Origin of the sequence: Hydrogenophaga sp. NFH-34 (genome assembly GCF_021401345.1) — a bacterium.
GTDB classification, from domain to species: Bacteria; Pseudomonadota; Gammaproteobacteria; order Burkholderiales; family Burkholderiaceae_C; genus Hydrogenophaga; species Hydrogenophaga electricum.
Map to the genome: position 1 here is coordinate 76,874 of NZ_JACBGE010000004.1, position 20,606 is coordinate 97,479.

Consider the following 20,606-nt stretch of genomic DNA (forward strand, 5'->3'; position numbering starts at 1 on the left):
ACCGGCGGCCGCAAGAAGCCGCCGCCCCATTCACGCCGGCGTGGCGGCAGACGCCGTCAGCGCGTCAGCCCGGCGTACAGCACCGGCAGCTTCTCGGGCAGCCTTTCCACCTTGTCCACCACCAGGTAATTGCGCGCGCCGAAGATGCGGCTGACGTAGGGGTCGGCGCGCGGGTCCAGGCTCATGCAGTAGGTCATGACCCCGTGGCGGCCGGCCTCCTCCACCGCCTTCCTGGTGTCGTGGCGCAGGTACTGCGGGTCGCGCACGTCCACATCGGCCGGCTCGCCGTCGGTGATGACCAGCAACAGCTTCTTGCTGCTGCGCTGCGCCTTCAGCGCCGCGGTGGCGTGGCGGATCGCCGCGCCCATGCGGGTGGAGAGCTGCCCTTCCATGCCCGCCAGACGCGCCTTGGCCACGTCGTCGTAGGACTGATCGAAGTCCTTGAAGCGCCAGTAGTGCACGTCGTGGCGGCCGTCGGAACAGAAGCCGTGGATGGCAAACGGGTCGCCCACTTTCTGGATGGCATCGGCCAGCAGCGCGCAGGCCGAGCGCGTGAGATCGAGCACGGTGTGGTCCTGGCCCGCCACCTTGTCGTTGGTGGACTGGGACAAGTCCAGCAGCACCAGCACGGAAATGTCGCGGATCTTGCGCACGCTGCGCATCATGATCCGCGGGTCGGGCTGGCGGCCCACGCGCATCTCGGTCAGCGAAGCCAGCGCGGCATTCAGGTCGATCTCGTCGCCGTCTTCGAGCTTGCGGATGCGCTGCACGCCCTGCGGCTGCATGGCGTCGAGGAGGAACTTCATGCGCCCGATCAGGCGCCGGTGTTCGGCCAGAATGCCGTCGATCAAGGTCGCATCACCCGCCTTGGGCCGGCGCTCCTGCACCGTGGCCCAGGCCGGGCGTTCGAGCTGGATCAGGTAGTCCCACTCGCCATAGTGCACCGGCGGCAGCACCGGCTCGCGGCCTTCGCTTTCATTGAAGGACACGCCCAGGTCCTCGTAGGGGAACAGCTCGGTGCCCAGCACCCAGATTTCCTGCGCGTCGTCGCCCGCCGTCTCCACGTCGAGTTCGTTGACGAACGCCATCAGGTTGACCTGCTTGCGCACGGGCTGCGGCGGCTCGTAGCCGGCGGCGATGGAACGCTCGAAGTCGAAGCCCTCGAAGGCCCAGAAGTAGCGGTTGTCGTCGCGGTAGGCCGCGGTCTGCAGGTCGGTGCGCGGCTGGAAGGCCGGGCCCTGCGTCAGCTCGCGGTAGCTGTGCGCGAGCTGCACGCCGATGTCCCACGACACGGTGTTGTCGTGCCGATCGGCCAGGATGCGCGGCAGGGCCTCGGCCAGCAGCGCGCGGCCCTGGGCGATCCAGGGGTGCGCGTCTTCATACGCCGGATCGATCAGCGCCCGTGCCAGGCGGTTCAGCCAGTCACCCGCGGTGGCCGCCTGCGCGGCGGTCGCGGTGTGCAGGTTCGCCCACAACGGGCGCAGACCGGGAAAGCGCGCCAGCGTCAGCGCTTCGATGCGCGCGTCTTCCACCAGACCGATCACCGCCATCTGCCAGGGGCTCAGCGACTCGGCCGAGATCGGCTGCCGCGTGAACACCACGTGCGCGGCCGCGTGCGCGGCGGCGGCCCGGTAGAGCTCGGTGGCGCCGACCGTGCCGGCGTTGCCGTCGACCGCGTCGACCGCGTCGGGCAGGTGGATGAAGTGGTCCTCGATGAAGGGTCGGTAGCCCTCGCGCGTTTCAAAGTCGCCCGCGGTGGGCCGCATGAAGAAGTCGCGTCCCCAGAGGGCGCGCAAATACATGTTGATGCGCCGCTGCACGTCCACCAGCAGCGTGCCCTTGCGCTCCTTCTGCAGCATCGCCAGCGACTCCTTGGACTGCAGGCCGAAGTAGGCAATCTGCTCTTCGTAGTGGGTGCGGTGCGCCTGCGCGCCCCAGGTGGCCCAGCGCCGCAGTCCGCCGAGCGTGAGCTGGCCGAACAGCGCGTCGAGCTGGCCCAGCATGGGTCGCAGACCACGCGGCGCCTGCGCCACCAGGGTGTTGAGGAACTGCAGGTACTGCAGGAACAGCGCGCCATCGGCCAGGCGCCGTGCCGCGGTGGGCGCGGTGGCCAGCACCAGCTCGATTACCGAACCCGAGGTCTTGGACGCGAGCATGAGCGCGCTGGTGGCGAGCTCGCCGACCACGTCTTCGCCCACTTCTTTGGCCACCTGCGGCGCAGAGGCTATCCAGGCATTGACGAGTTCGTCACCCCGGCCCAGGCCGCGCAGTGCGGCCGCACCTTTCACGTAGTTGTCCAGCCCACGGGCCGAGAACACCTTGGTGGCGTCGGACCAGCTGTGCTCCAGCAGCTCGCGCGAGGCCGGCGCCAGTTGCTCGATCCACTCGGCGTGGTCTTCAAGATGGACACTCATGTCAGACAGGTCCTCGCAGGTGACTACTGAAAACCGACAGCAAACACCCCTTTCGGGGACGCCGCGGAACCGGCTTTGCCGGGCCGCCAGCGTTGCCCCCTGGGGGGTGACGCCGAAGGCGGCGCGGGGGGTCAAAAGAACGTAGCCACCGCGGCGTCGAGCGCGTCGCGCATGTCCGGGTCGTCCGTGATCGGCCTCACCAGGGCCACGCGGCAGGCCGCCTGGGACGGCACTTGTTGTGCGATCAGGCTGCCGGCGTAGATCAGCATGCGGGTGGAGATGCCTTCGTCCAGGCCGTGGCCCTTGAGGTTGCGCGCCCGCTCGGCAATGCCCACCAGCTTGTCGGCCACATCGGCGCCGACCCCGGTTTCGTGCGCCACGATCTCGGCCTCGATGGCGTGCTCGGGGTAGTTGAAGTCCAGCGCGCCGAAGCGCTGCTTGGTGGACTGCTTGAGGTCTTTCATCAGGCTCTGGTAGCCCGGGTTGTAGGAGATGACGATCTGGAAGTCCGGGTGGGCCTTGATCAGCTCACCCTTTTTCTCCAGCGGCAGCACGCGGCGGTTGTCGGTCAGCGGGTGGATGACGACCGTGGTGTCCTGGCGCGCCTCGACCACTTCATCGAGGTAGCAGATGGCGCCGTGGCGCGCGGCAGTGGCCAGCGGGCCGTCCTGCCAGCGGGTGCCGTGGGCGTCGAGCAGGAAGCGGCCGACCAGATCAGAAGCGGTCATGTCTTCGTTGCAGGCCACGGTGATCAGTGGCTTGCTGAGTTTCCAGGCCATGTACTCGACGAAGCGGGTCTTGCCGCATCCGGTGGGGCCTTTGAGCATCATGGGCATGCGCACCGAGTACGCGGCCTCGAACAGCTCGACCTCGTCGGCGACGGGGCGGTAGTAGGGTTGCTGTGCGACGCGGTAGGCGTCCAATGTTTCGCTCATGGGTATCTCCGCTATTTCCAGGCTGGGCATGTGCTCTTTGGCGGTGCACCGCGCAAGCCGGGGCAACCGGCTCCGTTCGTGTCCCCCGCCGGCCTGCGGCCGGCTCCTCCTTGACCTCACTGCGCCGGTCACCCCGACTCGCGCTCGCGGGCGCTCAAAGAAGAAACGCCATCGAGCGTCCAGAGCGCGCGCCTTGTTCGAGAGATGCCGTGGAACTGGCTTTGCCAGGCCACAGGCATCGCCCCCTGGGAGGTAACGCCGCAGGCAGCGCGGGGGGCAACAGTCAAACAGTTTTTCCGCGGTAGATGACCATGCTCGCGCCTTGCGACTGCGAGAAGTTGTCGTAGCCGATCAGGCGCACATGGTTGTCCGGGTTGGCCTTGCGGCAGGCCTCGCACTCGGCCAGCACCTTGTCCACGTCGGTCTCGCCGAACATGGGCAGCTTCCACATGTACCAGTACGAGTCCATCAGGTACTGCGGTTCGGTGTGCTCGATGGCGGGGTTCAGCCCCTTCTTCACCAGGTATTCCACCTGCTTGCGAATCTCGTCGGTGCTCATCGCGGGCAGGTAAGAGAAGGTCTCGAACTTGCGGCTGGCGGGGTCGGAAAGGCGGCTGTGGTAGTCCTGCATGCTCATGGTGTTTGTCCTTTGAAGAAGAGACCTTGTGGCGTGGATCCCGGATCGGGTCCGGTATGACGGTCTGTGGGTTCGTGGATCCCGGAGCGGGCTTTGCCCGTCCGGATGACCTGGGGCCTGGGCCCCAGGTCACTTGTGGGCGAGGTCGAGCTTGTCCACGGTGTCGAACTCGAACTTGATCTCTTTCCAGGTTTCCATGGCGATCTTGAGTTCGGGCGAGTGCTTGGCGGCTTCGGTCAGAACGGCCTTGCCCTCCTTCTCGACGGCCACGCCTTCGTTGCGGGCCTTGACGCAGGCCTCCAGCGCCACCCGGTTGGCCGCCGCACCGGCGGCGTTGCCCCAGGGGTGACCCAGCGTGCCGCCGCCGAACTGCAGCACCGAGTCGTCACCGAAGATGTTGACCAGCGCCGGCATGTGCCAGACGTGGATGCCGCCCGAAGCCACGGGCATCACGCCCGGCATGGAGCCCCAGTCCTGGTCAAAGAAGATGCCGCGGCTGCGGTCTTCCTTGATGAAGCTGTCGCGCATGATGTCGATCCAGCCCAGGGTCGAGGCGCGGTCGCCTTCGAGCTTGCCGACCACGGTGCCCGAGTGCAGGTGGTCACCGCCAGACAGGCGCAGCACCTTGGTCAGCACGCGGAAGTGAATACCGTGGTGCGGGTTGCGGTCGAGCACCGCGTGCATGGCGCGGTGGATATGCAGCAGCATGCCGTTGTCACGGCACCAATTGGCCAGGCCGGTGTTGGCGCACAGGCCACCGGTCAGGTAGTCGTGCATGATGATCGGCGCACCCAGTTCCTTGGCGTATTCGGCGCGCTTGTACATCTCTTCGGGCGTGGGCGCGGTCACGTTCAGGTAGTGGCCCTTGCGCTCACCGGTCTCGCGCTGCGCCTTCTCGATCGCCTCCTGCACGAAGTCGAACCGCTGGCGCCAGCGCATGAAGGGCTGGCTGTTGACGTTCTCGTCGTCCTTGGTGAAGTCCAGGCCACCCCGCAGGCACTCGTAGACCGCGCGGCCGTAGTTCTTGCCCGACAGGCCCAGCTTGGGTTTGATGGTGCAACCGAGCAGCGGCCGACCGTACTTGTTCATGATGTCGCGCTCGACCTGGATGCCGTGGGGCGGGCCGCCGCAGGTCTTCACGTAGGCGATCGGGAAGCGCACGTCTTCCAGGCGCAGGGCACGCAGGGCCTTGAAGCCGAACACGTTGCCCACCAGCGAGGTCAGCACGTTGACCACCGAGCCCTCTTCGAACAGGTCGATCGGGTAGGCCACGAAGGCGTAGAAGCAGGTGTCGTCGCCGGGCACGTCCTCGATCTTGTAGGCGCGGCCCTTGTAGTAGTCCAGGTCGGTCAGCAGGTCGGTCCAGACCGTGGTCCAGGTGCCGGTGGACGACTCGGCCGCCACGGCCGCAGCGACTTCCTCGCGGTCGACACCGGGCTGCGGCGTGATCTTGAACACCGCGAGGATGTCGGTGTCTTTGGGGGTGTAGTGGGGTTCCCAGTACGTGCTGCGGTATTCCTTGACGCCCGCGTTGTAGGTTTTGGTGGCCATGCGTTGTGCTCCTTGGGGGTTGAATGGAGCGCATTGTTTGGCCGCCGATAAATAAATAAAAGTAAAATGTTTTTAATGTTACGTTAGACAAAAATCTAACATTAGAGACTCCTATGAACCTTCGGCACGCCACCCTGCACCAGTTGCGCATCTTCCTGGCCGTCGCGCGCCACAACAGCTTCGCCCGCGCCGCCGAAGACCTGCATCTCTCGCCGCCCACGCTCTCGTTGCAGGTCAAGCAACTGTCCGAAACCGTGGGCCAACCCTTGTTCGAGCAACTGGGCAAACGCATCTACCTCACGGCGGCCGGGCGCACGCTGGCCGACGCCTGCCAGGACATCGAACGCCGGCTGGAGCAACTGGGCGAGGACCTGGCCGCCTTGCAGGGCGTGGAGAAAGGCAGCCTGCGGCTGGCCATCCTGACCACCGTGAAATACACCGTGCCCAAGCTCCTGGGCGGCTTTTGCGCCGCCCATCCGGGCATCGACGTGGCGATGGTGGTCGGCAACCGTGAGAACCTGCTGCAGCGCCTGGCGGCGAATCAGGACGACCTCTACATCATGGGCCAGCCGCCTGAGCAGCTCGATCTGGTCTGCGAGGATTTCGCCGACAACCCGCTGGTGCTGGTGGCACCGCCCGGCCACCCGCTGGTGGGCATGGCAGCGGTGCCGCCGGGCCGCCTGGCCAGCGAGCCCTTCATCCTGCGCGAACCCGGCTCGGGCACACGACTGACCACCGAACGCTTCTTCGCCACCCAGGGTGTGGCGCTGAAGAACCGGCTCGAAGTCGGCAGCAACGAGGCCATCAAACAGACCGTGGCGGGCGGGCTCGGCCTGGCCGTGCTGTCGGCACACACCGTGGTCTCGGAGCTGGCCCTGGGCGAACTGGTGCAGTTGGACGTGCAGGGCTTTCCCCTGATTCGCCGTTGGCACCTGGTCTACCCGCGCGGCAAGCGGCTCTCGGCAGCGGCCGTGGCCTTCCGGGAATGGCTGTTCACGCACCACCAGCCGGCCGCGCTGCCCGAGCCGGGTGCGCGGGCCCGCCGCGCCCAGGCACGCCCCACCCAGCGCCCATAATTCCGCCATGGCCACCTACCTGATCGGCGACGTGCAGGGTTGCGACGATGCGCTCGGCCGCCTGCTCGAACGCATCGATTTCTCCCCCAGCCGCGACACCCTGTACCTGCTCGGAGACCTCGTCAACCGCGGTCCCGATTCGCTCGCCGTGCTGCAGCGCCTGATGGCGCTCGAAGGCAGCGCGCACTGCCTGCTGGGCAACCACGACCTGCACCTGCTCGCTGTGGCGCACGGGGTGCGCAAACCCCACCGCAGCGACACGCTCGACGCCATCCTGCACGCCCCGGACCGCCCGCGCCTGCTGGACTGGCTGCGCCACCGGCCCCTGGCCCTGCAGCACCAGGGCTGGCTGATGGTGCACGCCGGCGTGCTGCCCGCCTGGGATGCGGCGCAGACCCTGTCGCTGGCGCGCGAGGTGGAAGCTGCCCTCCAGAGTGCCGACTGGGGCGTGCTGATGCACAACATGTACGGCAACCAGCCCGACCACTGGGACGACCGCCTGCGCGGCTTCGAGCGGCTGCGCGTGATCGTCAACGCACTCACCCGGCTGCGGTTGTGCACGCCCTCGGGCGTGATGGAGTTCGCCACCAAAGACAGCGCCGACGCCGCCCCGCCGGGCTTCCTGCCCTGGTTCGCGGTACCCGGCCGGCGCACCGACGGTCAGCCGGTGGCGTTCGGTCATTGGTCCACGCTGGGTGACACCGGCCGTCCCGATGCCCTGGCTCTGGACACGGGCTGTGTGTGGGGCGGCTGCCTGACAGCCGCCCGGCTGGGTGCGGTGGCGGGCACCGTCGCGCGCATCAGCGTGCGCTGCCCGCAGGCACAGAAACCGGGTTGATGGACCGGCCCGCCCGCAGCGGGCCGAAGACAGCGCGCGTCAGCCTTCGGTGGGCGGCGTGCTCTTGAACAGCGCCGGCACCTTTTTGCGGGTCTTGATGTTCGGCGACAGGCGGCTGGCCGGCTTGGGGCTGGCGGCCTCCCAGTCGGGCTTGGCATCGCCCGCCGGGCTCGGTTCGTACGGGCGGTCGAACAGAGGATCGGCCGGCACCCGCGGTGCGCGCGGCTGGCGCCGCTCTTCGGCACTGCCCCTGGCGGTGCGGCTTTCGCGCGCGGCGCGGATGTCGCGCTGATCGCGATCCCCTTCACCCCCACCTTCGCGCCAGGCGCGCTGGCCGTCGTTGAAGCGGCCTGTGGGTTTGCGATCGGCCTCCAGCTCCACCGCTTCGAGCTCGAACTTCTTGCCGATCAGCTTCTCGATGTCGGCCATCAGGCGCGTGTCCTTGCCGCTCACGAACGACACTGCCAGCCCCGAGGCGCCCGCGCGGCCCGTGCGACCGATGCGGTGCACGTAGTCTTCGGCGTTGAACGGGATGTCGAAGTTGAACACCGCCGGCACGTCCTTGATGTCCAGGCCCCGCGCGGCCACGTCGGTGCAGACCAGCAGGTCGACCTGGCCCTGCTTGAAGGCGTCCAGCGCCTTCAGGCGCTCGTCCTGGCTCTTGTCACCGTGCAGCGCCGTGGTCTTGAGGCCGTCGCGCTCCAGCGAGCGCGCCAGCCGGGCGCAGCCGAGCTTGCTGTTGACGAACACGAAGGCCTGCGTCACGCCACGCTCGCGCACGATCTGGCGCAGCACGGCGCGCTTGTCGTCGTCGTCGACGCGGTAGAAATGCTGCTCCACCGTGGACGCGGTGGCGTTGGAGCGGGCCACTTCGATGGTGATCGGGTCCTGCAGGTAGCTGCTGGCCAAGCGCTTGATTTCGGGCGAAAACGTCGCCGAGAACAGCAGCGTGGTGCGGTTCTTGGGCAGGTAGGACAGGATGCGCTGCAGGTCGGGCAGGAAGCCGATGTCCAGCATGCGGTCGGCCTCGTCGAGCACCACGTACTCGACCTGGTTGAGCACGCAGTTCTTGGCCTCGATGTGGTCCAGCAGCCGGCCCGGCGTGGCCACCAGCACCTCGACACCTTTTTTCAGCTCGGCCGTCTGCGGCTTCATATCCATGCCGCCGAACACCACGGTGCTGCGCAACTGGGTGTACTTTGCGTATTGCTTGACCTGGTCGGCCACCTGGTCGGCCAGCTCGCGCGTGGGCAGCAGCACCAGCGCGCGCACCGGGTGGCGGGCCGGCGAAGTCGAGGCGTTCTCGTGCTTGAGCATGCGCTGCAGCAGCGGCAGCGAGAAGGCGGCCGTCTTGCCGGTGCCGGTCTGGGCCGCGCCCATCACGTCACGCCCTTGCAGCACGACCGGGATGGCCTGCGCCTGGATGGGCGTCATGCTCTCGTAACCCATCTCCGCGATGGCGCGAGCGAGGTTGGGTGAGAGCTGGAGTTCGGAAAAAGATTGGGACATGGCAATACCGGGTGAACCCGTTATTGTCTCACTTCAGGTGTTTTTCGCCCAAAAAGGCCCTCGGGAAGGCACACCACCACCGCACACCGGCACGATCCCGGCCCCGCCCAGCGCGCGGCAACCGGTCAAAGCGCCCGGGTGTTGAAGGTGTCGCAGGCCTGCACGCTGCCGCTTTCCAGCCCCTTGCGGAACCAGCGCTGGCGCTGCTCGCTCGTGCCGTGGGTGAAGCTGTCGGGCACCACCATGCCCTGGCTCTTGCGCTGCAGCGCGTCGTCGCCGATGGCGGCCGCGGCATTGAGCGCTTCTTCCACGTCGCCCGGCTCCAGCACGCCCTTGCTCTGGTGGTTGTGGTTCGCCCAGATCCCGGCGAAGCAGTCGGCCTGCAGTTCCAGCCGCACCGACAGGGCGTTGTACTCGCGCTCGCTGACCCGGCGGCGCATCTGCTCCATCTGATCGGTGACGCCCATGAGGTTCTGCACGTGGTGCCCCACCTCGTGCGCGATCACATAGGCCTGGGCAAAGTCGCCCGGCGCACCCAACTGGCTGCGCAAGGTGTCGTAGAAGCTCAGGTCGATGTAGACCTTCTGGTCGCCCGGGCAGTAAAACGGCCCCATGGCCGCCTGGCCCGTGCCACAGGCCGTGGGCGTGGCCCCCCGGAACAGCACCAGGCGCGGCTTCTGGTACTGGGAGCCGGCTTTCTGGAAGATGCTCCCCCAGGCGTCCTCGGTGCCCCCGAGCACGGCCGCCACGAACTGCCCCATCTGGTCAGCGGGCTGCCCCGTGCTGCCCGCCGGTGCCGTCGCCACCTGTTCCTGCGATGAAGGCAGCCCACCGCCGCCCAGCGCGCCCAGGATGGTCAATGGGTTGATGCCGAAAATCCAGCCCGCGACCAGCGCGATCACGATGGTGCCCAACCCAAGCCCCCGGCCACCCACGCGGCGGCCGCCAGCGCCCGAAAAGCCCCCGGACGAAGCCCGGCGGTCCTCGATCTGGTCGGACTGGCGGTTGTTTTCCCATTTCATGACGTGCTCTCCTCACAGCCCTGACCCAGGGCACCACCGGACGGTTTACGTGCCCGGATTATGGGGATGTCCAGGCTTTTGCGCCGGATCGGTGGCACACGCCCCGACCCGCGAGCGTGTCAAGTTGCCAGTGTTGTGGCGCACTTGCACACCCCTGACGCCAGCGGCGCTGGCCACCAACGGCCGCTCAGGAGGTCTGCCCCGCCGAAGCGCCCGGCCGTTGTGCCAGGCGTTGGCGCAATTCGTCCAGCGAAATTTCCACCAAATGGTCGCGGAACAGGCGCTGCAAAGCATCGGCCTGCAGGCCATGCTCGGCCACCGCGTCGACACCCACCGGCACCTCGCCCTCCGTGCTGTCCACCAGTTCATGCAGGTGGCGGAAGAAGTCGTTGATCTGCTGTTGCTGGTAGCTGGCCAGGCGCTGGTCATCGATGTAGGGCCGGTCGTTGCGGCGCGCCCAGCGGTTCCACGAAGCGTAGTAGTCGGCCACGGTGAACAGCGTGGTCGGGAAATCGATGTAGAACGGCTCGGTGGCCTCGCCCCATCCGGCCAGCACGATGACACGGCGGCGCAGCGGTTTGTGCCCGAAACGCGCCACGGCCGCGACCTCCTCTGTGCGGGCATTCAGATCCGGCTGCAGTTGCGGCCAGACCTCGTCCTCCAGCATGCGAAGGTCTTCCACCGAAGCTGGCTTCACCACATGCAACCGGCTGCCCTTGGCTTCCATCACCAGCAGCGCGCCGACCAGGAAATTTTTGAAGTAGCCATAGGCCAGCGCGCGGCCAATGGTGTAGTGGTCGCTGCCGTCCAACTGTCCCAGCAGCTGCTGGCGCTTGATCGCGATGCCCACAAACAGCGCCACCAGCAGGGCCAGCAGGGTGAGGAACGGGTCACTGGTCAGTGCCTGCTCGGCCTGGACCACTTTGGCGTGCGCCCCCAGCCACTGGCTCACAGGCTGCCCCAGTGCGGCCGCCGCAGTGCCCAGCACCGCCAGTGCCGCGAGCAAAGCCGTGACCACCCTGGTCGGCCACTGGTAGTCGCGCACCAGCTCCACGAACGCCCGCGCGGTCTGACGCCAGGGCGCCAGGCTGGCCAACGGGCGGGCCCGCGAGGTGGTCATGGCAGCGGTGCCGAAACGCTCAGGTCTTGGGCAGCGTCACGCCCACTTGGCCCTGGTACTTGCCGCCGCGGTCCTTGTAGCTGGTCTCGCAGACCTCGTCGCTTTCGAAGAACAGCACCTGCGCGCAGCCTTCGCCCGCGTAGATCTTGGCCGGCAACGGCGTGGTGTTGGAAAACTCCAGCGTCACGTAGCCTTCCCATTCGGGTTCGAAGGGGGTGACGTTGACGATGATCCCGCAACGGGCATAGGTGCTTTTGCCCAGGCAGACGGTCAGCACATTGCGCGGAATCCGGAAATATTCCACCGTGCGCGCCAACGCAAAGCTGTTGGGCGGAATGATGCAGACATCGGCGTTGATGTCGACGAAGCTCTTTTCGTCGAAGTTCTTCGGGTCCACCACCGTGCTGTGGATGTTGGTGAACACCTTGAATTCGGGTGCGCAGCGGATGTCGTAGCCATAGCTGCTGGTGCCATAGCTCACGATTTTGTGGCCATCGGCCGCGTACCGTACCTGGCCCGGCTCGAAGGGCTCGATCATGCCGTGCTGTTCGGCCATGCGCCGGATCCATTTGTCACTCTTGATGCTCATGAAGCGTTTCTCCTGCCGCGATTGTAGGCAGCCAGGCACGCGATCTGCTTGCGCTATCAAAAAGGGAGAATAATGGCCCCGGTACCGCGGGCTGCCGTTCAGGGCCGCGGGAAGGCCTGCCACCCGAGTCTGCCTGTCCGACATCATGAAGACCGCTCTGCTCCGCCTCACCCTGGGCCTCCTGGCCGGCTTGGCCGCGTGGCCTGTCCTGGCCGAGGTCGACCCCAGTCAGGGCCCCAAAGACCCTTGCCGTGCCGAGGTGTCCCGCTTTGAACAGGTCATCGGGTTTGTCCGCCAGAGCCAGGGCAACCAGGCCGCTGCCGCGCTCAAGGAAAGCCTGTTGCCGGCCAAAGTCGAGAACGATATCCTGATGCGCGAAGGCTATTGCGGGCTGGCGCGCTACCTGCGGGAAAAGAAGCTGACGCGCTGAACACGGCTCTGGCGCTTCAGGACCGGGACCCGCTCACTTGTCCCGGACGATGCGGGACCACTGCGCCAAGTCGCGCTTGATGAGATCGTCCATGGCCTTTGGCGTCGAGGCCTGCGGCGTCATGCCCAGCGTCAGCAGCCGCTGGACCACATCGGTCTGCGTCAGGGCGTCGGACACGTCAGCATGAAGCTTGTCTACCAGCGCATCCGGCGTTTTGGCGGGCACGACCACCGCGTACCAGGTTGAAAAATCAAAGTCCTTGAAACCGGCTTCCACCAGGGTCGGCACTTCGGGCGCCAGCTTGGAGCGGGTCTTGGTCGTCACCGCGAGGATCCGCCCGCGCCCTTGCCGTTGGGTCGGCAACAGGCTGGGCAGGTCGGCGATCACCATGTCGATCTGCCCTCCGGCAAGATCCATGAGTGCCGGCTGAGCCCCTTTGTACGGAATGTAGGTCACATCGAGACCGGTCTGCCTCACCAGTTGGGCACCGATCAGGGGCCCCAGCGTGCCCGCCGACCCGTAGGTGAGCGGCTTCTTGCGGGAAAGCTGGACGAGCTCCTCGACCGTTTTCACGGGGGAACCGTTACCCAGCATGACGGCAAAGGGATTGCCGGCCACGAAGCTCACCCCGCGGAAAGCGGTCGCGGCATCGTAGGGCAGCCTCTCCACGGTGGCGGGGGCCAGGGCGAGGTTGCCCATGGTGGCCAGGTACAGGGTGTGGCCATCGGGTGCGGCCTTGGCCACTGCGTCGCTGGCGATGACCCCGTCGGCCCCGGTCTTGTTCTCGACGATGACGGCTGTGCCCCACTTCTTGGCCAGCGCATCCCCCAGAGCCCGGGCAACGATGTCCGGGGCCGCCCCCGGCGTGAATGAAACGATGATCCGTACGGTTTTGCTGGGGAAGTCCGTCGCCTGGGCGGCCATGGCGGCCGTCATGCACAGCGCGGCGATCAGATGATGCCGGCAGCGGCGTGTGAAAGTGACAAGGTTCATGCGGGTCTCCTCTTGGGTGGAATGCGTGGATTCAGGGCATGGCGACGGGGATCACCGGCAGCAGGACACTGCTGTCGAACTGGCCACCGGTGTGCAGGGTGATGACACCGTTGAGATCCGGGTGGCTCCGGTCGTCCGGGTCGTCGTGCCGGAACGGTCCGCAACCCTTTGACGGGTAGCGGTGGCGGGCATTGCGCTGTGGGTCCACAGGCCCCGAATACACGTAGTCACGCCCCCGGACCTGGAACTCCAACCGGTAGCCCGCCGGCACGACAATGCTGGTGGGCCAGATTTCGATCTCGAGCGCCACGACCTCCCCCGGCGTCAGGGGTTCGACCCGGTCATGCCGATGGACGGGCCGCTCGGGCCGGCTGAGCACGGGATCAAGCCCGCGGTGTGATGCGCGCAGCCACCCCTGGGCCAGGGGCGTGTAGGCATCCATGGCGCCGCGGAAAGCCACCTCGCTGCCATCCGGATCCCGCATCGTCAACACCACGAAGATGTCCGCATCCCTTGTGCTGCTGCTGATATGCAGCCTCGCCGACAACGGCCCGGTGATTTCGGTGCGCTGGGCCAAGGGCGCCGATACGAAGGTCAGGCCGTCACCCTCCGGCGAAAACCGCAGGGCGCCCGCCCCGCGTGGCTGATCGGGTGCAAAGCGGGTATCCGAGGCGTCCAGGTACCAGCGCATCCACTGGGTGCGGGCCAGCGGCCATTCGTTCTCGGCGCGCAGCTCGAAGCGGTCCACATGGCGGACCTGGAGTTGCACCCGAGGCTGCCGTGCCCACCCGGACGGGTCACCCTTCAGGTAGCAGTCGAAAAAGCGCTTCTGCAGGTCCATGCCATACCGCGTGTAGAAATGGGTCCAGTGCTCCAGGCCATGGACCTCCAGGTACTTGTGAGCCGACGCCGAACGCGTGAAGCCTTCCAGATTGCCCCGCAGGTGCAGCCCCTGCCCGCCCCAGTTGGCGCTGGAGAGCAAGGGCACCTCGACCCGGTCGAAGTCCGTGATGACCGGACGGTAGTAGTCGTCCAGCAACGGGTGCGCCTTGACCTCGGCACGCTTGTCCACACGCTGCGCCGCCAGTTCGGCCTCACTCAGGGTGACGTCGCCACCACAGGGTTCACCGGTCACCGGGTGGCGGCGCGAGCGCTCGCCCTGCCCGTACTGCATGGCTTCCTGGCGGGGCAGCCAGGAATCGAGGAAGGTGCAGCGAATGCCACCGTGGTGATACAGCTCGCGATAGCAGTCGGACGCCCCCTCCCAGGGAATGATGGCCTTGAGATACCGGGGCTGGGCCGCGGCGGCCAGCCACTGGTTGGCGGCGTAGTAGGAAATGCCCAGCAGGCCCACGCTGCCATTGCACCAGTCCTGCGAACCCGCCCATTCGATGCAGGCGCAGTAGTCCTGGATCTCGCGCGCCGACCACAGGTCCTGCACACCCGGCGACCAGCCAGCCCCCCGCGAATCGACGCGAAGCACGGCATAGCCATGCGGCACCCACTGCTCGGGATCGGTCAGTTCCCAGCACTGGTACCGGTTGGTGCTGCCCTCGGCGATCTCGGGAAACTCTTCCAGCATGGCGTTCCACTGGGGCGCATACGCCTCCTGAAACGCCTGCCCCTTGGCGTAGCAGCCATAACTCATGATGACCGGCACCTGGGCCGCTCCCACTGGACGGAAGAGGTCTGCGCGCAGCACGACCCCATCGTCCATTCGGATCGGCAGCTGCCAGGTGATCAGCATGCCGTCCCGCACTTCGGTGCGGGGATGCGAGTCGAGGATTTGGGTGGGCGAAGTCATTTTTAACGATAAAAATCAAATTAACGATAAACAGATTGTGTATCGTATCACCTTCGTTTTTGCGAAAAATATCGGGGTTTACGCTGGGGTGCGATCGCTTACCCAGGCCCGCCCCCCACCATCCAGCCACGTCCCTCCCCGACGACACCGTGACGGCCAACACCACCCCAAAAGCCCGCGGAACGGCCACCCGGGCCACCGTGATCGGCAACCGCATCAAGGCTGACATCCTTCAGGGCACCCTGCGCCCAGGCACCTGGTTGCGGCTGGAAGATCTCCGAACAGAGTTCGACGTCAGCTGGAGCCCGCTTCGGGAAAGCCTGTCCGCGCTGGTGGCTGAAGGGCTGGTCGTCAGCGATGGCAGCCGGGGCTACCACGTCGCCCCCATTTCCCGCCACGAACTGAGCGACGTGCTGGACATGCGCCTGCTGCTGGAGCCCAAGGCGCTGCGCCGCGCCATCGAACTGGGCGACGACGTCTGGGAGCGGGAGTTGGTGGCCACGCACCACCAGTTGCGCAAACTGGAGTCGCAGCGATGGCTGCCCGATCAGTTGGGCGACTGGGAGCACTGGCATCGCCAGTTCCACACCGCACTGATCCAGGCCTGTGCGTCCCCTTTGCTGATGCAGTACTGCCTGAACCTGTACGACATCAGCGATCGCTACCGCCGACTGTTCCTGTCATTGCACCCCCGTGACCGGGACATCAACGGGGAACATCAGGCCATCGTGACCGCAGCCTTGAACCGGAACGCGGACGAGGCATCGCAACTCATGCAGACGCACGTCCGGCGCACCCTGGAAACGATCCTGGCCGCCATGCCCGCATAGCCAGAATGCGCTGCGCGCGCACCGGCGAAGGCCGTGGCGCCCTGGCTGTCAGCGCCCACCGATCACCGTGCGCGCCACCAGCCGGTCGTCACCGAGCACGATCAGGGCAAACAGCAGTTCATCCAGGTTTTCGGCCTGGGCCGTCTTGCGCTCCAGCAGCGGCGTGGCCCTGGGGTTGAGCACCACGAAATCGGCCTCGCAACCGGGCTGCAGGTTGCCCACCACGCCCTCCAGGTCGAGCGCGCGCGCGGCACCGGCGGTGTGCTGCCACCACAGCTGCGCCGGGGTCAGGCTCAGGCCCGGCTTGGTGTGCCCTTCGCGCCCCACGTAGTAGGCGGCCAGCATGGTGTGGAACGGCGAGAAGCTGGTGCCCCCGCCCACATCGCTGGCCAGGCCGTAGCCCATGCCGGCCGCGTCGGCCGCCTGGTAGTCGAAAAACCCGCTGCCCAGGAACAGGTTGCTCGTGGGGCTGATCGCCGCCGCGGTGCCAGACTCGGCCATGAGCCGGCGATCGCCATCGTCCAGATGGATGCAGTGCGCGTAGATCGCCCGCCGGCGCAGCAGGCCAAAGTCATCGTAGACGCCCAGGTAGCTGCGCGAGGCGGGGAACAGCTCGGCCGCCCACTTCACCTCGTCGCGGTTTTCGGCCACGTGCGACTGGATCCACACATCGGTGTAGCGCGCGGCCAGTTCCCCGGCACCGTGCAGCTGGGCCGAGGTGCTGGTGGGCGCGAAACGCGGCGTGATGGCATAGCCCAGGCGGTCCACCCCGTGCCAGCGGCGGATCAGGGCTTCGGTATCGATCAGGCTCTGCTCGGTGTCATCGCGCACGCCGTCCGGGCTGTGGCGGTCCTGCAGCACCTTGCCGGTGATGAAACGCAGCCCCCGCGCCTGGGCGGCTTCGAAAGCCGCATCGACCGAGGTCGGGTGGGAGGTGGCAAAGGTCAGTGCGGTGGTCACGCCATGGCGCGCCAGCTCGTCGAAGAAGAAGTCGGCCACGCCCCGGGCATAGGCCTTGTCGGCAAAGCGCGACTCGTGCGGGAACGTGTAGTGCTCCAGCCAGGGCAGCAGACCTGCAGCCGGCGCGCCGATCACGTCGGTCTGCGGGTAGTGCACGTGCAGATCGACGAAGCCCGGCGCGATGAGCAGGCCACGCAGGTCCTCGACCGCCACCCCCGGAAAGCGCCCGGCCAGGTCGGCGTGGGCGCCGGCAACGCGCACAACCTGGCGCCCGTGGGCATCCGGGCCGATCACCAGCAGACCATCGGCATCGTAGAGCGGATGCTGGTGTTCGTCGAAACGGAGCAGAGCGGCGCGGTAGGCTTTCATCCCCTCAAGGATAGCGGGACCACCGCCAGCGCGCATACCGGGTGCAGCATAGTCTCCATGCAGCCACCCGCGCCGGCCCCGGCGCCGAGGGTTGCCCCTAGCGGGTGATGCGGCCGATCACGCCGTCGGCGAGCCAGTTCATGCCCAGGATCGCCGCGTTGTCCAGCGACTGGCCCGCTGCAATGGCCATGCGGCCCTCGTTGTCCCGGACCCCGTGCGCACCGCCACCGAACACGGTCAGGCGGCCGCTGGCCAGATCGGCCTGCCGGGCTTCCACCTCGACCTGCACCGCCTTGGGCACGCGGGAGCCGAAGCCTTCGACACGGATCATGCCTTCGCGCACGCCGCCCCACAGGCTGGTGCTGGCCCAGGTGCCTTCGAGCACGGCGCGCACGCGCCGGGTGTAGTAATCGCCCCAGCGGTGGGTGACCGCCACCACCTGGGCATCGGGCGCGACCTTGCGCATGTCGGAGTGGTAGGCCACGGCCAGCTTGCCGCGCTCCTGCGCAGCCACCATCACCGCGTTGGAGCCGGTGTGGAAGGCCAGCACCTCGGCGCCCTGGTTGATCAGCGTCATCGCCGCCTCGCGCTCGCGCGCGGGGTTGAACCACTCGCCGAGGAACACCACCCGCACCGTGGCCTGCGGATTGACCGAGCGCATGCCGAGCAGAAACGCATTGATGCCCTGCACCACTTCGGGAATCGGGAAACCCGCCACGTAGCCGGCCTGCGTCGCCAGGCGCCCGGCCGCCACCCCGGCCAGGTAGCGGCCTTCGTAGTAGCGCGCGTTGGCCGTGGCCACGTTCGGGGTGGTCTTGTAGCCAGTGATGGACTCGAACTTCACCTGGGGAAATTCGCGCGCCACCTTGAGCGTCGGCTCCATGTAGCCGAAGCTGGGGGTGAAGATGATCTGGTGGCCCTGCTGGGCCAGGTCGCGGATCACGCGCTCGGCGTCGGGGCCTTCGGCGACGTTCTCCACATAGGTGGTCTGCACCTTGGTCCCCAGCGCGGCTTCGACGGCCTTGCGACCCTCGTCGTGCTGACGCACCCAGCCCGCCTCGGTGAGCGGCGCCACATAGACGAAAGCGGCCTTGACCGGAGCAGAAGGTGCGGTCTGGGCGCGGGTGGAGATCGGAGAAAACAAGGTGGCGACGGCCAGGCTGCTGACCGCCAGGGCACAGCCGGCCCGGGCCACGAGGTTTTTGTACATGGTGTTCCTCTACATGGCTTCCGAAAGACAAAAAAAGCGAGCCGGGGAAGCACCGGCTCGCTGGCGGTCATTGTAGCGCCGGGGGGCCGAACGCGCTCAGCCCGCCGCCACGCGGTCCACCGCAGCCAGAAAGGCGCTGCGCTGCGCCGGATCGATGAAGCTGGCCTCGAAGCTGTTTTTGGCCAGCGCCACCACGTCGGCCCGCGACAGCGACAAGGCCTCGGTGGTCTGCACATAGTTGGCGTTCAGGTAGCCACCGAAGTAGGCAGGATCGTCCGAATTGACGGTCACGCACAGGCCCGCGTCGAGCATGCGTTTGAGCGGGTGATCGCGCAGGTCGTCCACCACGCACAGCTTGAGGTTGGAGAGCGGGCACACGGTCAGCGGCAGGCGCGTGTGTGCCAGCTCGGCCATGAGCAGCGGGTCCTGCATCGCGGCCACGCCGTGATCGATGCGGTCGACCTTGAGCAGGTCGATGGCCTGCCACATGTATTCGGGCGGCCCCTCTTCGCCCGCGTGCGCCACCACCCGCAGCCCCAGGTCGCGGCAGCGCGCGAACACGCGCTGAAACTTTTCGGGCGGATGCCCGACCTCGCTCGAATCGAGGCCCACGCCGATGAAATGCTGTCGGTACGGCAGGGCCGCTTCCAGCGTGGCAAAGGCGTCGGCTTCGCTGAGGTGGCGCAGGAAACAGAGGATGAGCGCGGCGCTGATGCCCAGCTCCTGCTCCGCGCGCCGGCACGCGCCCGCGAGCCCCTCGATCACCGCCGCCATGGGCACACCGCGGGCGGTGTGGGTCTGCGGATCGAAGAACAGCTCGGCGTGCACCACGTGATCGGCCTGGGCGCGCAGGAAGTAGGCCCAGGCCATGTCGTGAAAGTCCTGCGCCGTGAGCAGCACGCTGGCACCCGCGTAGTAGATATCGAGAAAGCTCTGCAGGTCGGTGAAGGCATAGGCCGCACGCAGTGCCTCGACACTGGAGTACGCCAGCGCGACGCCGTTGCGCTGCGCCAGCGCAAAAATCAGCTCGGGCTCCAACGAGCCTTCGATGTGGATGTGCAGCTCGGCCTTGGGGATGGCGCGGGCGAGTTCGGTGGGGTTCATGTCACAGGTCTTTCTTGTCCAGGGGTACCGCAGAACCGGCTCTGCCGGGCCACAGGTGCCGTCCGCTCTCGAAGCGCCGCGGGCGCGCTACGGAGAGGGGAAGCCGCAAAGCGGCGCAGGGGAGCGTCAGGATACCCCCAGCGCAATGCCGGTGCGCGCCAGGTAGCGGCGGTAGGCGCTGGACATGCGGTCGGCCGGCCCGTGCACCTCGGCCATCCGGCCCGACAGGCCGATCGGCAGCGTCTTGGGCATCTGGGATTCGACGATGGGTTTGTCCTGCCCGAACACCGTGTCCTGAAACCGGCGCAACTCTTCGTCGTCCGAGAGATCGCCCAGCGTCGCCATGGCAAACCAGGCGGTGCAGGCCTCGGGGCCGTCGGGACGGATGAACAGGGCGATGGCGTTGCTCACCGGGTCGCCATCGGCCGCGTCCTTGCGCAGGATGGCCGCAAACGGGTGCGGCACGCTGTAGCGGTAAGCGATCCAGGCGCCGTCCTGTGCGCCCGCATAGGCACGCGGCTGCCAGGCCTTGCATTCGCGCGCCAGCACGCCGTCCACGCCCTCCTCGACCCGCCCCGTGTCCACCTGCGCATGGCTGCGCGCACCCAGCCAGCCTTCGTGCACAAAACCGAAATGGCTCAGATCGAGAAAGTTTTCCACCAGGCGCGGCGCACTGGTGGCGACCTCGTAGGGCCCGCACAGCACCTGGCGCCACAGCGGATCGGCCCAGGGCTCGAACGCGGGCGGCTGCGACAGGGAAGCCGGCAGTTGCGACAGGTCTGGCCGCTCCAGGCGCACCCAGACCAGTCCGTGCCGTTCCTGGGCGTCAAACACCTGCGCGCAGTGGGCAGCCGGTGGCTCGAAGGCCGGCGCCGCAGGCACGTGCACGCAGCGACCCACCGCCACCGGCGTGCCCTGGTGCCCCTGCGCCGCCGCAGCATCGCCAGCGAACTGCCAGCCATGGTAGGGACACTCCAGCCGCGCGCCGTGCAGGTGGGTGAGCACCCGCCCCAGGGACAGCTGGGCCCCGCGGTGCGGGCAGCGGTCGGCCCAGGCGTGCACCACGCCGGGTTGGCCCTCGTGCCCGTGCTCGCGCCACAGGACCAGCGGCTGCCCCAGCAGCGTGACCGCCAACGGCGCGTCGCGCAGGTGCATGCCCGCAATGACCGGGTGCCAGAGTTGTTGTTCGATCATGCGACCTCCAAAGAAAAACGC

At 67.3% G+C, this 20,606-nt stretch carries 18 protein-coding genes; 4 read left to right on the forward strand and 14 right to left on the reverse strand.

The window, feature by feature from the left end; translation table 11 throughout:
- Positions 1-56 precede the first annotated feature (56 nt).
- The 4 genes from L0977_RS05090 to L0977_RS05105 form a co-directional block, all read right to left on the reverse strand.
- Complete coding sequence (locus tag L0977_RS05090) at positions 57-2,414, reverse strand: nitric oxide reductase activation protein NorD (RefSeq protein ID WP_234263720.1); 2,358 nt, start codon at positions 2,412-2,414, stop codon at positions 57-59.
- 131 nt (positions 2,415-2,545) lie between these two features.
- Positions 2,546-3,349 (reverse strand): CbbQ/NirQ/NorQ/GpvN family protein, encoded by an 804-nt coding sequence (locus L0977_RS05095; protein ID WP_234263721.1) that lies wholly within the window; start codon positions 3,347-3,349, stop codon positions 2,546-2,548.
- Between the two features lie 283 nt (positions 3,350-3,632).
- Positions 3,633-3,986 carry a ribulose bisphosphate carboxylase small subunit gene (locus L0977_RS05100; RefSeq protein WP_234263722.1) on the reverse strand — a complete coding sequence of 118 codons (354 nt, stop codon included), beginning with the start codon at positions 3,984-3,986 and terminating at the stop codon, positions 3,633-3,635.
- Positions 3,987-4,115: 129 nt separating this feature from the next.
- A complete protein-coding gene (locus L0977_RS05105; protein WP_234263723.1) occupies positions 4,116-5,537 on the reverse strand; it encodes a form I ribulose bisphosphate carboxylase large subunit in 1,422 nt (473 codons plus the stop codon).
- A gap of 113 nt (positions 5,538-5,650) precedes the next feature.
- Between L0977_RS05105 and L0977_RS05110 the strand changes: the two genes are divergently transcribed.
- Positions 5,651-6,613, forward strand: a complete 963-nt coding sequence (locus L0977_RS05110) for a LysR family transcriptional regulator (protein ID WP_234263724.1) — start codon at positions 5,651-5,653, stop codon at positions 6,611-6,613.
- A 7-nt stretch (positions 6,614-6,620) separates the two neighbouring features.
- Entirely contained in the window at positions 6,621-7,451 is an 831-nt protein-coding gene (locus tag L0977_RS05115; RefSeq protein WP_234263725.1) for a symmetrical bis(5'-nucleosyl)-tetraphosphatase, read from the forward strand.
- Positions 7,452-7,490: 39 nt separating this feature from the next.
- On the opposite strand, the gene L0977_RS05120 is transcribed toward L0977_RS05115, so the two are convergent.
- The 4 genes from L0977_RS05120 to dcd all read right to left on the reverse strand — a co-directional run bounded on the left by L0977_RS05120 (position 7,491) and on the right by dcd (position 11,691).
- On the reverse strand, positions 7,491-8,960 hold the full coding sequence (locus L0977_RS05120; RefSeq protein ID WP_234263726.1) for a DEAD/DEAH box helicase: 1,470 nt from the start codon (positions 8,958-8,960) through the stop codon (positions 7,491-7,493).
- A gap of 125 nt (positions 8,961-9,085) precedes the next feature.
- The gene (gene ypfJ, locus L0977_RS05125) at positions 9,086-9,982 is read right to left on the reverse strand and encodes a KPN_02809 family neutral zinc metallopeptidase (protein WP_234263728.1); all 897 of its coding nucleotides are present in this window, start codon (positions 9,980-9,982) and stop codon (positions 9,086-9,088) included.
- A gap of 187 nt (positions 9,983-10,169) precedes the next feature.
- Positions 10,170-11,102 carry an STING domain-containing protein gene (locus tag L0977_RS05130; RefSeq protein ID WP_234263729.1) on the reverse strand — a complete coding sequence of 311 codons (933 nt, stop codon included), beginning with the start codon at positions 11,100-11,102 and terminating at the stop codon, positions 10,170-10,172.
- Positions 11,103-11,121: 19 nt separating this feature from the next.
- On the reverse strand, positions 11,122-11,691 hold the full coding sequence (dcd, locus tag L0977_RS05135) for a dCTP deaminase (RefSeq protein ID WP_234263731.1): 570 nt from the start codon (positions 11,689-11,691) through the stop codon (positions 11,122-11,124).
- A gap of 145 nt (positions 11,692-11,836) precedes the next feature.
- Here dcd and L0977_RS05140 point away from each other — a divergent pair, with 145 nt between their 5' ends.
- Positions 11,837-12,121 (forward strand): hypothetical protein, encoded by a 285-nt coding sequence (locus L0977_RS05140; RefSeq protein ID WP_234263732.1) that lies wholly within the window; start codon positions 11,837-11,839, stop codon positions 12,119-12,121.
- A gap of 33 nt (positions 12,122-12,154) precedes the next feature.
- On the opposite strand, the gene L0977_RS05145 is transcribed toward L0977_RS05140, so the two are convergent.
- Both L0977_RS05145 and L0977_RS05150 read right to left on the reverse strand, forming a co-directional pair.
- Positions 12,155-13,114: a Bug family tripartite tricarboxylate transporter substrate binding protein gene (locus L0977_RS05145; protein ID WP_234263733.1), complete on the reverse strand. Its 960-nt coding sequence runs from the start codon at positions 13,112-13,114 to the stop codon at positions 12,155-12,157.
- 31 nt (positions 13,115-13,145) lie between these two features.
- Positions 13,146-14,918, reverse strand: coding sequence for a CocE/NonD family hydrolase (locus tag L0977_RS05150; RefSeq protein WP_234263734.1), 1,773 nt, complete (start codon positions 14,916-14,918; stop codon positions 13,146-13,148).
- 149 nt (positions 14,919-15,067) lie between these two features.
- On the opposite strand from L0977_RS05150, the gene L0977_RS05155 reads away from it, so the two are divergent.
- Entirely contained in the window at positions 15,068-15,748 is a 681-nt protein-coding gene (locus L0977_RS05155; RefSeq protein WP_234263735.1) for a GntR family transcriptional regulator, read from the forward strand.
- A gap of 48 nt (positions 15,749-15,796) precedes the next feature.
- Here L0977_RS05155 and guaD read toward each other — a convergent pair whose 3' ends face one another.
- From guaD to L0977_RS05175, 4 genes are all read right to left on the reverse strand, one after another.
- A complete protein-coding gene (gene guaD / locus L0977_RS05160) occupies positions 15,797-17,077 on the reverse strand; it encodes a guanine deaminase (RefSeq protein ID WP_234263737.1) in 1,281 nt (426 codons plus the stop codon).
- Between the two features lie 97 nt (positions 17,078-17,174).
- The gene (locus L0977_RS05165; RefSeq protein WP_234263738.1) at positions 17,175-18,287 is read right to left on the reverse strand and encodes a BMP family ABC transporter substrate-binding protein; all 1,113 of its coding nucleotides are present in this window, start codon (positions 18,285-18,287) and stop codon (positions 17,175-17,177) included.
- A 96-nt stretch (positions 18,288-18,383) separates the two neighbouring features.
- Positions 18,384-19,391 carry an adenosine deaminase gene (locus tag L0977_RS05170; RefSeq protein ID WP_234263739.1) on the reverse strand — a complete coding sequence of 336 codons (1,008 nt, stop codon included), beginning with the start codon at positions 19,389-19,391 and terminating at the stop codon, positions 18,384-18,386.
- A 126-nt stretch (positions 19,392-19,517) separates the two neighbouring features.
- Positions 19,518-20,585, reverse strand: a complete 1,068-nt coding sequence (locus L0977_RS05175; protein WP_234263740.1) for an aromatic ring-hydroxylating oxygenase subunit alpha — start codon at positions 20,583-20,585, stop codon at positions 19,518-19,520.
- Positions 20,586-20,606 lie beyond the last annotated feature (21 nt).